The 13,806-nt window shown below is 37.8% G+C and carries 12 protein-coding genes; 1 reads left to right on the forward strand and 11 read right to left on the reverse strand.

Annotated features, from left to right (window positions below; genetic code table 11):
- Positions 1-4: 4 nt before the first annotated feature.
- From GNT69_RS14900 to GNT69_RS14910, 3 genes are all read right to left on the reverse strand, one after another.
- Entirely contained in the window at positions 5-1,168 is a 1,164-nt protein-coding gene (locus GNT69_RS14900; RefSeq protein WP_203555766.1) for a DUF4317 domain-containing protein, read from the reverse strand.
- 176 nt (positions 1,169-1,344) lie between these two features.
- On the reverse strand, positions 1,345-1,803 hold the full coding sequence (locus GNT69_RS14905) for a PNPOx family protein (protein ID WP_203555767.1): 459 nt from the start codon (positions 1,801-1,803) through the stop codon (positions 1,345-1,347).
- A gap of 764 nt (positions 1,804-2,567) precedes the next feature.
- Complete coding sequence (locus tag GNT69_RS14910) at positions 2,568-3,569, reverse strand: NADPH:quinone oxidoreductase family protein (protein ID WP_203555768.1); 1,002 nt, start codon at positions 3,567-3,569, stop codon at positions 2,568-2,570.
- A gap of 656 nt (positions 3,570-4,225) precedes the next feature.
- Between GNT69_RS14910 and GNT69_RS26035 the strand changes: the two genes are divergently transcribed.
- A complete protein-coding gene (locus tag GNT69_RS26035; protein WP_203555769.1) occupies positions 4,226-5,059 on the forward strand; it encodes an MBL fold metallo-hydrolase in 834 nt (277 codons plus the stop codon).
- Here GNT69_RS26035 and GNT69_RS14920 read toward each other — a convergent pair.
- The 8 genes from GNT69_RS14920 to GNT69_RS14955 form a co-directional block, all read right to left on the reverse strand.
- On the reverse strand, positions 5,037-5,726 hold the full coding sequence (locus GNT69_RS14920; protein WP_203555770.1) for an NUDIX hydrolase: 690 nt from the start codon (positions 5,724-5,726) through the stop codon (positions 5,037-5,039). The genes GNT69_RS26035 and GNT69_RS14920 overlap by 23 nt on opposite strands.
- 178 nt (positions 5,727-5,904) lie before the next feature.
- Positions 5,905-6,549 (reverse strand): NTP transferase domain-containing protein, encoded by a 645-nt coding sequence (locus GNT69_RS14925; protein ID WP_203555771.1) that lies wholly within the window; start codon positions 6,547-6,549, stop codon positions 5,905-5,907.
- Positions 6,550-6,810: 261 nt separating this feature from the next.
- Complete coding sequence (locus GNT69_RS14930) at positions 6,811-7,872, reverse strand: XdhC family protein (protein ID WP_203555772.1); 1,062 nt, start codon at positions 7,870-7,872, stop codon at positions 6,811-6,813.
- Positions 7,873-8,336: 464 nt separating this feature from the next.
- Entirely contained in the window at positions 8,337-9,266 is a 930-nt protein-coding gene (locus GNT69_RS14935) for an alpha/beta hydrolase (protein ID WP_203555773.1), read from the reverse strand.
- 27 nt (positions 9,267-9,293) lie between these two features.
- Complete coding sequence (locus GNT69_RS14940; protein ID WP_203555774.1) at positions 9,294-10,403, reverse strand: FAD-dependent oxidoreductase; 1,110 nt, start codon at positions 10,401-10,403, stop codon at positions 9,294-9,296.
- Positions 10,404-10,690: 287 nt separating this feature from the next.
- Positions 10,691-10,966 carry a hypothetical protein gene (locus GNT69_RS14945; protein ID WP_203555775.1) on the reverse strand — a complete coding sequence of 92 codons (276 nt, stop codon included), beginning with the start codon at positions 10,964-10,966 and terminating at the stop codon, positions 10,691-10,693.
- A 213-nt stretch (positions 10,967-11,179) separates the two neighbouring features.
- Positions 11,180-12,523: an aromatic ring-hydroxylating oxygenase subunit alpha gene (locus GNT69_RS14950; RefSeq protein ID WP_203555776.1), complete on the reverse strand. Its 1,344-nt coding sequence runs from the start codon at positions 12,521-12,523 to the stop codon at positions 11,180-11,182.
- Between the two features lie 139 nt (positions 12,524-12,662).
- On the reverse strand, positions 12,663-13,568 hold the full coding sequence (locus GNT69_RS14955) for a LysR family transcriptional regulator (RefSeq protein ID WP_203555777.1): 906 nt from the start codon (positions 13,566-13,568) through the stop codon (positions 12,663-12,665).
- Between the last annotated feature and the right edge of the window lie 238 nt (positions 13,569-13,806).

A 13,806-nucleotide genomic window follows, 5' to 3' on the forward strand; every position in this document is an offset into this window, starting at 1 on the left:
CCTACTAAAGTGTCCCAGTTTCCAACCTGAAACCTTCGACGATGACGTCCTCATCGATTTCAATTAATAAGCAGCGTTTTCCGTCGTACGTTATATATTTTAAATGTTTCAAATCTTGAGGACGGATAGACAAGTTAGCTACCTTCGTCTCGATTTTAATGTTTTTCGGAACTAAATTGCTCGCCTTGAATTCGTGCTTTTCGTCGGCAACAACGTTTTTAAAGGCTTGTTCCACCTTAGCAGTATCGACATCCTCTACCCCGCTAACGGTTAAAATACGTTCAACATCGCGATAATCTAACATAGGCGATTCACTTTCATCCTCTTCTTCTTCGTTCGCCTGAACGACCCGATCGATTTCCTCATAAACATTTGATATGACCCTTGATTCAACCTCATCTCCCATTACATTGATTAAGATTTGTTCAAAACTATCTTTGTCTTCTACCGCCGTAATAATGTCTTCACAAGTAAGAACAGATTCAATGAATAACTCATCAGGTTGATTGACTTTCCCTGAACAGTAAAGAATGTGATTTACGTCGGCAGCGTTGTTGTGAAAGGCTGGAAATAAAAAGCCTGACATTGGCGAGGCTAAATCAATTATCGGATCGAGAATATTATTCGATTTAAATTCTTTTTCAATATAATCAAATAGCAACGCTTTTTTTGGCTGATTTGTTTTATTGAGGCTGCAAAGGATAAACTCGTTTGAATAAACTTCATCATCTCCGCCTTCTTCCGACTCTAGATCCCGTTTTTTAGTCGGTTTTCGATATTCTCCTCGAATAAACGTCACCATCGTATCAAATTCATAAACCGTATTTGCAAACATTTTTTCGACGATTTGCAGCATGGTTTCATTCCAATTTTCAGTTTCCTTTGCATGGAGACCATTAAAAAGGATCGTTTGGGTACTGTCTTCGACATCACGCCTAAATTTCAGTTCAAATAGTTTATTATCGAGAGAACCTGTTAACACTTTTTTAAAGTTTTGCAAAAATAGTTCTTGTGCCTCCAGTTCTAACATTTGAAATGGTTGACTGACATGGTGATAGATTTCACCTGTTTCTTTCTTCACATAAACATTAAAAATTTCTCGTATGCTTAGTAGATTGTTATTCAACTTAAATTGCTTTCGAATATTAGCGATGTCCTTTTTGTTCATTCGTTTCAACTCCCATTCCTGATTATACTTCCCAACTAGAAACGGGTCAAAGTACATATTCAGACTAAATTAAAAATAAATAAGGAACGAGAAGCTATGCAAATCATTGCTAGCATCTGTTCCTTATTTCGTGAATATATTCTCGTTTTACTGTTAAAATGGAAGAATGCGAATAATTAAACGCTTTCAATTTCATTCCGAACTTCATCGTCAAGCTTTTTCACAAGCTTTTCATTATACGTTTTTCGGAATGTTGGATTTTGCGTAATTTCAGCGCCATAGAAAGTGATGTCTCTAATTTCGTCAATATCTACTTCAATGATGGACATTTTAAGTGTCATTTCCTCTGTTAGCTGCTTTTTAATACTTGATTTTCCATAAATAGAATAAACTTTATTCAATCCGATAATAGTAAAGACGAATTCTGTATTTAAGGCCGCTAATTTAACTAAGCGTGACTTATGGTCAACAGCAAATCGAATGGTGCTTTCATCTGTAGCAAACACCCATGATAATGCATTTGAAAGGACCCGTCCTTCTTCTGCGTCATAAGCATTTAACATAACGAGTGAATTTCCTTGTAATAATTCCATCATTTCATTTGATAAACAGTTTTCAATTTGTTTTAATTTCATGTTAATAACCTCCAAAACTAATTAAGATCATGTAAGAATCGGGTTTTAAAATTAAAGGTTTATAATGTTCTTACTATAATAATAGTAACGGAATTCAGAAAAAAGTCAAATATTACGATAATTTTAAAGCAAAAAAAGTGATTTTTAAAAAACTTTTTATTTGATAGTGGCTCATGCACTGGGCTTGGATCAAAAATTTAGGAGTATAGCAAAAAAGCAAAATCGTCTTCTCGACTGGAGAAGACGATTTTGCTTAAATAATTACATGAACCTTCAACATGGAATATTAAATAAGTAGGGTCGTAGTCTTATGAAATGAGTTTTCATTTATAATGTCAACAACTCATGACTGAAGTCACGAGCTTGTAAAGGCAAAAATCGCCTTCTGGTATCAACAGCCCAATATACGCCCGTTGGCATACCGATTCAATCACCTCATTTAAGAGGTGAACTGTTTGACGAGGAACCAAGCGAACCCCGTATTGATAATCACATGCGCTTGGCTATCGCTACATGTAACGGTTTTTTGTTCGTGTTGCTTGAACATTTTACGATGCAGAGCTTTTCCTGCATCAACCCTATATGTTCAGTTTTCAAAGAACAATTTCTAGTTATATTATAGCATGTTTAATGTGGGATACAAAAAGTTTAGCTGACATGTCGGATACTTAATCTAGTACAAAATCTCGCGGTTTTCGAGCACTAGACCGTATCCGAAGGCGATTCTTCTCATGACTGAAGTCACGAGGGTTCTCGCCTATTATCTAAAGTGAATTCGCAGATTCTTGGTTCTTCACAACCACTTTCCCCCATGTTTTTCTTGTTGCTAGTAAATTCAGCGCCTCAGGCACTTGATTAAAAGAAAATTCCCGGTAAATTAAAGGGGTAATTTTTCCCTCTTCATATAGTTTCATTATTTTTTCGTGTTCGACCCGCACTTGTTCCGGAAATAGTTTTGCATAGTATCCATAGTGAACTCCGACGACCGAATAATTTTTTATTAAAACATGATTGGCAGGCACAGTTGGGATCGTTCCACCTGCAAAGCCAATGACTAAAATTCTTCCGTTGAAAGCGATACATTTTCGTGAACGGTCAAACACGTCTCCGCCAACTGGATCATAGATGACATCTGCTCCTTTTCCAGCTGTTTCTTTTTTTACAATGTCAACAAAATCTTCGGTATGATAATCAATGACAACGTCCGCGCCCATGTCGGCGCAAATCTTGGTCTTTTCCTCTCCTCCGGCGGTTGCAATGACTTTAGCACCGACAGCTTTCCCTAATTGAATTGCAGCCGACCCAACTCCACCGGCACCAGCATGGACGAGCAACACTTCTCCTGCTCGAAGTTGTCCACGATTAAACAAGGCATAATAGGAAGTACGATACGTAACACTCATTGCCGCTGCCTCACTCCATGTCATCAGATCTGGAATCGTATAGACATCGGCTTCTGATACCGACACAAATTCAGCAAGTCCGCCTGTTGGCAGTTTTGGCAAAGCGGCCACACGCTGCCCTTTCCTAAATGGCCCATCCTTCCTAGCCTCTACGACCGTACCTGAGATTTCAGAGCCGAATGTGAAAGGAAGAGGTGGTTTTTCTTGGTATTTTCCTTGGCATAGTAAAATATCAAAAAAGTTAAGTGCAGCTGCTTCTACTTTTATCGTCACTTCAAATTCTTTTCGTGTAGGTAGGGGGATTTCTTCCATTTTTAATACGTCTTCTGGTTCTCCTAATTCTTTCACTAACCAAGCTTTCATTTTTTGGTCCTCCTATTACGATACGTTAAAATAGTTATTCTTTGTCTATTAAGCTACCTTTTCTATCATCTTACTATATGGACCAATAAATCGCCTCATATTTATGAATTTTCAGTGAATTAGAAAGACAGTCTTACACTGCAATAAGGTTTACAAAGCAGGAAGACTCGCCTATTTATAAGAGAATAATCGAACATTTTTTGAACAGGTAATATAGGACGGAGAAGTTAAACAATCCGAATTTTCCCTATCCTTTTCGATTTAACGTGATTTTTCCTAGGTAGTGTTTTTTGAGTAATCGATTGATTATGAAAATACGTTCGTCCAATCATAAACAGGATTACGCCAATCAAAGAGATTATTATGCTGCCAAAGAGCATCCAAATAAACCGCCTGCCCATTTTAAAAAGCATTTTCCCACCTCTTTTTTTATTTTGAGGATGTATATGACAAAATCATCCTCATTATGACGAAAAACAAATTGGTTCCCATCTGTCTTCTGTTGTCACTAGAACGAGTGGAGTTTTTTCACGTCTCGTTATCTATTTTTAAAATAATTCTAAATGTTCACTTTGTTAACGCTTATCCTCTTGTATACTGTAGAATAAGATTATCGTTATGAAAAAATCATTTTGAATTTAAAGGGTTGATAACTAGTGCATAGGAAAAAAGAGTTAAAAGTGATCCGAATCCCGATTCCGACTCCGACATTATATCCGCATACAACAACAAATTGCTATCTTGTTGGCAATGAAGACGAATGTCTATTAGTAGATGCTGGCTATGATTCAGAAGAGACAAAGATAAACCTTAACAAGGCGATTGCTCAACATCAATTAGCAATCCCTAAAAAAATTATCCTCACTCATTCGCATCCAGATCATGCCCTTGGTGTCCGTCAGTTAACAAACTGGGACGCGGTCGTTTCTTTTCATAAGGAAGAAAAAAGTCAAACGCTAGAGGCAATTGCGCCTTACAAAAAGATTTCAACCTTAGATGATGAAGACAGAATGACCATAGGGGGTGAACAAATCATCATTCTTCACACTCCTGGACATACACCTGGTCATTTAGGTCTGTACCTGCCATCCTCACAAATTTTAATTGCAGGAGATAACATCGTTGCCGAAGGAACTACATGGATTGGCCCGCCTGATGGAGATATGACCGACTATATTCAATCGTTAAATCGGTTAAAAACGTTAAACATTTCAAAAATTGCTCCAGGTCATGGCAATTGGGTTACGAAACCATATGAACAAATTGAATTTGTTTTAAGCCGTCGATTATTTCGGGAATCCCAAATAATCACCTTGTTAAAGGAGCATAAGCAGGTAACCTCTCGTAAACTTACTGAGATTATTTATGAATCCAGCATTCATCCATCCGTTTTTAATGTGGCGAAACTGACGATTGAAGCACATCTACATAAATTGGTTCAAGAAGGAGTTGTGGACTTTATCGAACCTAACTATTCGCTTGTTGTTTAAGTAATTCCAATAAATCATGTTCCGTCACAGATAACATTAGCGCACCACCGTTATGAAAATCAATCAATGTCTTTAGAGTTAAAATGGTCGGTGGTGCTAGCATTATTTCTTTCTTTTCATATGCATCTAGAGCGTCTTCTGCTGTAAACCAATGTGCTTCATCAATTTCAAACAAATCTGCTTCAGGGGTTTGTCCGTCTGGGAGCTTAGCAAGGAAAAACCGTGTATCAAAGCGAATCTTGCTAATTGATGGGGTAATGATTTGACCAAAATAGGTTAACCAATCACTCTGAAACTGCAATCTCTCTTTTGCGAATAATTGGTTAAACGTAATTTCTCCATTCTGAAGTTGTCTACGGTAAGTCCTTTGTTGTTCTTTAGCGATTTTAATTGGTGATCCATCATTTGTTTTAGCAAGGAAAATTCCAACTTCCTCGTATAATTCTCTTGCGGCAGCAATATAGTAAGCGAAATCAATAGAATTCTGTTGGTTGTTTGTTTTTATGTACTCAATATCCATCAACTCATCCGCCTTTTCCACGGATCCGCCAGGAAAGACATGGTATCCCCCCATAAATTTCATTGTGGCAGGCCTTTTTGTTAAATAGATTCGTTTATCATCATCCATTAATACGACAGTGGATGCTGGTTTTGGTGTAATGTTCATAACGAGTCCTCCTTATTGGAATTAAAATTTATATATTTTTTCATCTGATAGAAAAAGAACAGCTTTGTTAGCTGTTCATCGATGTAAAGGTAAAAAAACTGATATCTGGTCCTTCTAACAATTAAGATCAGTTCTGTTTACTTAAAAAATTCGGAAGTTTTATTGAATCAAATAGTTCCTATCGGTGGTTATCCATTATCTTTTTCGCTTGTTTGTAGTCCTCTATATCATCGACGTCAAAATTCCAAGAAGGATTTGCAACTGAAAATCTTATCACTTCGTTTGTATATTTCTCAAGTAAATATTTCCCGCCGACATCCCCTTTTAGGTGAGCGAATTGTTCGAATAAAGATTTATCGAACAAAACGGGATGCCCGTAGCCTGTCTTGTATTGGGGCTGGATAATTAAATAACCATTTGGTCGATGTTGGTGGTATAGGTGAATCATATGTGAAAGTAATTTAGATGGAACAAATGGTTGATCAGCGAGCATGACAAAAGCAGCATCAACATTTTTCTTCGCCATCTGTTCCATTCCTTTTCGTAAGGAGGTGCCCATCCCTTGCTCATATTCAGTATTTTCCAAGATGGTAATATCACTTCGATCAACTAATAAGCTCATCTTATCATGTTTGGGTCCTGTGACAACGATAATTGGTGACAATTCAGCGGAAGTTGCGGTATGTACTGAATAAAGAAACATCGGTTTATTTTTAATTGGCAGTAAGAGCTTCGGTTCTCCCATCCGTTTGGACATTCCTGCTGCTAAAATGACTGCTCCAAATGAGTCATTTACGTTCTTTTTTAAAATGACCTTTAACACCTCTGTTTTTAAAGTTCCTTCTTATCATTTCATTTTATCCGAAAATAGTCATGGTTACAAATTAATTCTGAATATTGTGATAACTACTCGTGTGAAAGATGTTCATGCATAGTTGTATAAAATTGACTGAATCGTTGCTCTGAATATTTATAATTACTTTACTATCTTTTCTTTTGGCTACCTGAAATAACTGTGGATAAATGTTATTTCAGGGTAGAGCCTTTCTTTTAAAAAAGATGATCTTTGCTTTCTCCCTTCCCATTAATCATGTATTTTCCCTTTTCCTTTTAAATGTAAGGACTGCTTATGGTTACGCAATGCTAGCAGTTCAGAAACAATACTAATGGCAACTTCTTCAACGGTTTCAGCACCTAAATCAAGGCCTATCGGTGCGTAAAGTGGGAGGTTTTCAGCTGAAATTGATAAATTTTCAAGTAATTGATCCGTTCGACGAACAGGACCAAGGACACCAACATACTTTGGCCTCGATTCTAGTGCTAATTTCAATGCCGCTTTGTCTCGCTCCATATGATGATTCATAATGACCCACCAGGCATTATTTAATGTGAGGGGATTAGGCTTAAGATTAAATGGTTCCTGAACAAAATGTTTGGCGTTTGGAAATCGGCTAGCGTGATTTAGTAACGGTCTTGGGTCGAGAACGGTCACATCAAAATTCGCTTTAATAGCTAAATCTACAACGGGAACGGCATCATCACCTGCCCCACAGATAATTAATTTTTCAAGTGGTTGCACAGAATCAATTACATAACGGACATCATTGAAATGAATGACTTTAGTAAGGTGTTTATGTTTTTGGTCATTTGAATGAACTCTTTGTATCACTTCCATAGGCAAGTCGTTATCTGTTTGATAGATGACTTGATTAGAAGTATCAATTAGCCATCCTTCTCCTGACTCCACTTCAAAAATTAAATGGAATATTCGATTAAAAGAGACTTCCTCTTTCACTTTACCCCAAAAAGTGGAATGTTGTTCAAGCGGTAGGATGAGAACGTCAACTGCTCCGTTACAGCCAACACCAAGTCCCCACAATTCATTTTCACTTAAATCATAGGTTTTCACCATAGGCTTATTTTGAGCGATTGCTATTTTTGCATATTCAAGTAAATCCTTTTCCAAACAGCCGCCACTAAGAGTCCCAGAAATTTCGCCATCACTCGCGATCATCATCTTGGCACCTGGTCTTCGATAAGAGGAGCCGCTAATTTCCATGAGCATGAGGAATGCTGCCTTCTCCCCTCGTTCCGAAACCTTTTCACCCCTTTCTAGAATCTCATGCAACTCTTTTTTAGATGACATATCGTTCACTCCTCAATCCCGTTACGAGTGTAGCATTTTAGTAACTTCATCCTGCTCGTATTTCATTATGTGTCAAAATAAACAATTATGATTTTTAATTTCACATCACTGCTTATTTATATCAATATGAATGTTTACTTCTCATCATTTCTTTATGACGTGGAAAACTTCTCATTCATGGACAATAAAAAGTGTAAGTGTATTTGTGTAGAAGCATGTATCAAACGAAAGTCTTTGCCGCGGCATGGTTTATTCATTTCTTACAGGATGTTGTGAGATTTTCTCAACAATATTTTTGCTGTTTGGCTATGCCATAACGCCAAGGGGGTAGACGAATGGTTGTTATCAAGAAAACAAAAAGAACGCAACCATTTTTGGCTACGTTCCTGTTTTAACAACAAAATAAACATGAACCGGATGGCCTATATGAAAAAGACCATTTCTCCTAAAACACCTTTTCACCTCTAGCCCTCAATTTTTAAAAATTTCCCCGTTCGCTTATACACATCTTGATATTCCTCAAGATGTGTAAATTTGCCCAAAAATCCGTGAGTCGCACCTTCATATCTTTTCAATTCAACACTTATACCATATTGTTCTAAATTTGCAGCATATTGCTCCCCTTCATCACGCATTGGATCGAATTCTGCTGTGATGACAAGTGCTGAAGGAAGATGCTTTAAGTTTTCTTTTTTAATTGGTGAAACGAGTGGATCATTGGGGTCTGCACCTCCAGATAAGTAGAAAGAACAAAACTCAGCTAATTGATCACTTTCTACACCATAGCCCTTTCGGTTTTCAAATAGTGAGGGGTACCGAAATTCGCTCAAGTCCAGATCTAGGGATGGGTAGTATAATACTTGGTGCGTAATGACAAACTCCTTTTTGTCACGTGCCATGAGAGAAACTGCGGCAGCTAGATTACCACCTGCACTATCACCCGCAACTGCAAGATTCACTCCGTCCCATTTTAGTTCATCCTTATTTTCCGTTACCCATTTGGCGACATCATAGCAATCTTGTAAAGCAGCAGGGTATGGGTGTTCTGGAGCAAGGCGATAGTCTACCGATATCACCTTATAACCAGATTCCATCGCAATGGGACGAGCAATTTCATCATGACTTTCTAAAGTTCCTGAGAAAAATGCACCACCGTGAAAATACATCAAAATTGGATAGAAGTTTTTTTCTTCTGGTGTATAAATGCGAACTGGTATTTCTGTTTCAGAAGTCGAAACGGTTCTTTCTTCGATAGAATGAACTTGTACACGCTTTTCAGCAGGAATAGAAGGAATATTCAAAATTTCCCTCATTTTCTCTAGAACTATTTTCTCCTTCACATCTGACTTAGGAATTGATTCCAACATTTTTTTAATTTCAGGATGTAATGGCATTCGTGAATCCCTCCTTCATTTTAACAATTAAGATTTTTTCATCACCATTTTCTCCGGAATCTCTGTAAATATAGTATCAGCTCCTGGTTTTGGAGGCTTACGAGAAATTTTCTGATATAAATCTGTAATTGGTTTTCTGCGTGCCTGATATTGTTGTAATGCTTCCGGAATTGAATCCGCTTTGCTCAATTCCTCAGCCAAAACTCCTGAATCCTGTACAGCAGTATTTGCACCGTGTCCTTGATGATGGAGCATGGCATGTGCTGCATCGCCTAGGAGTACGACACTGTTGGAATGCCAACAATCCAGAGGATCTATATCATGGATAGATCGGTTAACATAATGATCGACACTTGCCGCGATTTTCTTGAACCGAGGGTCAAAATTTTCTAACAATGCAACAATTTCTTCTATCGTTACTTCAGGTGCCCATGATGGGTCTGATGATTCTGCCGTCACATCAAACGAAACCTCATTTCTGTGGTGCAATGGCATGAGATAAATGTGGGCATGAAAATCAACGAAAACTTTGAATGTATTGTCAGGGACAAATTCAAAGGCCTCTTTGTCTTTGACAATTGCCCGGTAAGCATGTGTTCCTGAATAAACTGGCGGTGCATCACTAAATAACTGATTTCTAACAAGCGAGCGAACCCCATCTGCTCCAATAATCAGATCGGCTTCAATACTGTTCCCATTTTCAAAACGAGCTTCTGCATAATCTCCATGATCAATGATCTGCTCAAGCTTGTAATTCAAATGAATGTTTTCAGGTGCTAATTGATTCAAAAAAATATCGATTAAGTCTGCACGATGCACTAATAGCACACAATTTTCATCAGGGTTATCTGTTAAAACAGGCCATGCCTCTTTTGTAATGAGGTGATTCATGGCCGTTCTGATCTCTATATGTGAGCTCACTTCAGTCTTGCTTTGGATTCTATCATAAATTCCCCAATCCTTAAAAAATTTCACGGATGTTGCTCGCATACCTATCCCGGCTCCGACCTCTTTAATTTCTGAAGCTTGCTCAAACAGATCCGCGTTAATACCAATTTTCTTTAAGGCAACCGCGGCTGATGCCCCACCTATTCCTCCTCCAATAATCAATACTCTTAATTCAGATAACGGTTTCATATTAACTTCCTCTCTCATTTAATCTTATTTTAAATCATTATTGAAACGATCCCAATAATCCGCCATTGCCCCTCTGTATGCGCTTTCAAAATATCTATATAGACTTTTATAATATTAAATGCAAAAGAGATCTGCGTTCATTACGAGCTATGCTGCAAATCTATATCAATTGTGAATATATTGGAGGCTATTCAATGTACGTACGCCTTCTAACCTAATCGTGTATATTGATTGAACCTATCTAGCACAGGTGACGCCTGTTCTATTAATCGGAGTCCAGACTATATTCATAGTTTTTCCAAAAGGACCATTCCCTCTGAGTTCTCTTTAACGAATAATATAAGACTCTTTTCTCCACCAATCGTTCCAATGATTGCATCTTTGTATACCTTCTTAAACTGATTGCCTATTCTTCGCGCACCCCCTTTCTCCATTTTTATTTCCACCATTTTCACTCCACACGTAGGATATAACCAGTCTTCAACGAGTGAACAATCCTTTCTTTCTATCTGATCAAGGAGTTGTCTTTTTTCTTTTTGTATGTTAGTTTCATAGAATTCCAATAAATTACACCTCCATTCAATCAAATATGCACACTAATTCTCCTGCCCTCAACTGTCGTACGCTCTTTTCTTCTACCACTCTGAAAGGTTCACTCTTGTTCAGTGCAGTTTTTCTATTTCGTTCAGCATCTTTCAGTAAATACGCTGCGTCATCGGTCAAGGACGCAGCATTCAATTTTGTCTACCGGCATGGTTATTTTGTGTTCGTAAAGTTCAGTTGGTATTAACGCTTGTCTTTGTTTTTAGACCCATAGCTTCTTCATACTCTTGCTTTACATGCTCGGGTTGCCCTGCACTAAAAGCGTAATAATCTCTATTTGAGAAATCTGTACCAATTGTTAGCCTTAATTCATGCAGTTTTTTTCGACACCAATCCTCAAAAGCCAATCCTTTTTCCAACACTGACCGTCTATCTTCTGGCCAAGCGACTAGTTTGGCTTTTTCTGGATCTCTAATCACTCCTGATGGATCGAGCCCTTTTTCAACTGCTTTTAAGTTTTCCTTTAAGCCCTTTCGAAGTGCGATGATTCCTACGTCTGAGGCTCCGAGATGTTCATTGTTTCTGTCTGTAATCGTTCCTTGCCCTACCCAACCAACAATGTCCTGATTGAGCACGTGAGTCGTAATCCATTTTCCTGTTTCCGAATCTTTTATCGGACCATACCAATGGGGAATACGGTTTTGAACATAAGGTTGTTGCTCTAGAGGAACCGCTTCCCAAGAAAATGCAACACTGAGAGTGTTATGGTCATCTATAGGAACACGGTACTCAAGATGAGTACCTATCGGACAAAAGATGTTTGGCATTAGGTGCATCCGAGAATAATCATTTGAAATGAGCCGCTGCCGACGATCATCTGAATTTTCTTCATACTCTTCTTGCAAGGTACGTCTATACGTAATGCCATATTCAAACTCATCGATATCAATACTCAAATGCGTAGCAGCTGAATTGTGTTTCTTACCGCTTTGTCGCTCCGTCCAATTCTCATGTATCCATTCGAAGTGTACGGGATCAACATTATTCTCTACCCCCTGTAACCAATTACATGGGATTTCAGATAGAACAATTTGAGCAAAACCATTATTATAATCAAAAATTTCCCAGCGAGGAAGTTCAGGTGCTGGCAATGGACCCAGGTAGGCAAAAAGCATTCCTGCCATTTCCTTTACAGGATAAGATGTCATTTCAACGGAATCACGGAACCTTTTGTTTTTCTCTGTTCCTTTTATAGTGTCTTCATAGGGCTGGGAAACACAAGCTCCTTTCTCATCGAAGGTCCATCCATGATAGCTGCACCTTAAGCCACACTCTTCAACCCAACCATATGCCATGTCAGCACGTCTATGGGGGCATTGCCGATCGATCAACCCATACGTTCCAGATAAATCTTTATACAACACGAGGTTTTCACCCATAAGACGAACTGGTTTTGTCTCCTTATCTTCGAATTCTGTAACTGCTGCAATAGGATGCCAATAACGCCGTAACAATTCTCCCATAGGTGTTCCTTTGCCAACTCTAGTAAGTTCTCGATTCTGTTCCTCACTAATCATGTAAAACACTCCTGTTCAATCAAAATTTTCTACCCTTAGATTAACAGAATTTTTTTTATATTTGAAATATTAATTTTGTTTGTTATTTATATCATTTTCGAATAAGTCGACTTCTAAAAAAACTGTCTAGTCTCCAATCCTACACATTAAAATATTCCAAAAACCTTCTTGTTGCAGTTGATAAGTATCCTTTTTTACGCCAAATAATACAGGGGGTCCGGGTTTTCAAAACTGGATTGATGATTTCTTTAAAGATAATCTCTTTATTTGGTATAAGCTTCATCGCAGACTTAGGGACTATAGCAATACCAATCCCATGGTAAGCCCAGTTTAATAAAGTAGCGATGTTATCACTTTCCGATATAATCGTTGGTTCAAATTTTATGGTTTTAAATATATCTTCCATCTGTTCGGGATCAAATAAAGTGTGATTGTACGTGGAAGTTACTTGTGACCTTCTAAGTAACATTAATGGTTTGTTTTCCAGATTGGACAGATTAATATAGGGAAATCCATTTGAAATGTCCCATTCATGATTCATTGCGGCGATCATTGGTTCCTCAGGTAATCTAATCATATTATAGATTTGGGAATTGATAGGAAGTCTCGTCACCCCAAGTTCAACAATTCTATTTTCAAGCAGTTCCACAATACGAGTGGGACTCCCTTCATGAATTTGAAAATTAACCAGAGGATAGTGTTTTCTAAAATGCTGGATCTTCGATGGTAAAAGCTCTGAACCAAGAGTCGTAATGGTTCCAATCGATAGGGTACCGGTAATTCCTTCTTTCAGTTCTTTCATTTCTTCGTGTGCCAACTCTACTAAATCAAGAATTTCCGTTGCTTTTTCATATAGTTTTTTACCAGCCTCTGTTGCAACTACTTTTTTCGTTGTCCGCTCAATTAATGGGATTCCAAGCTCATTCTCTAAATTTTTTAATTGCTGGCTAATCGGGGGCTGTGTCATATGCAATTTTTTAGCAGCCCCAGAAAAAGAACCCTCTTCAATGATGGCTTGCAAATATTTTAATTGTCTTAATTCCATTAATCATATCCTCCTCAGTACGATAAATATTTTAAATGTTTTAGACCTGTTTAGATTATTTACTGAACTTTCGCCGTGATTTTGTGAACAAACACTACCAAATAGAAGAGGTGTCTCTTACATAATATTTCAAAATAAGAACAGCGAGCAAATAAAAATAAAGGAATTACTCAAAATCAGGCCATATGAAGAGATAATCGAACTCTGATATTTTTTCAATTGTACGTCTTGCCATTTT

It is taken from the genome of Bacillus sp. B15-48 (assembly GCF_016879755.1).
Classification (GTDB): domain Bacteria; phylum Bacillota; class Bacilli; order Bacillales; family Cytobacillaceae; genus Mesobacillus_B.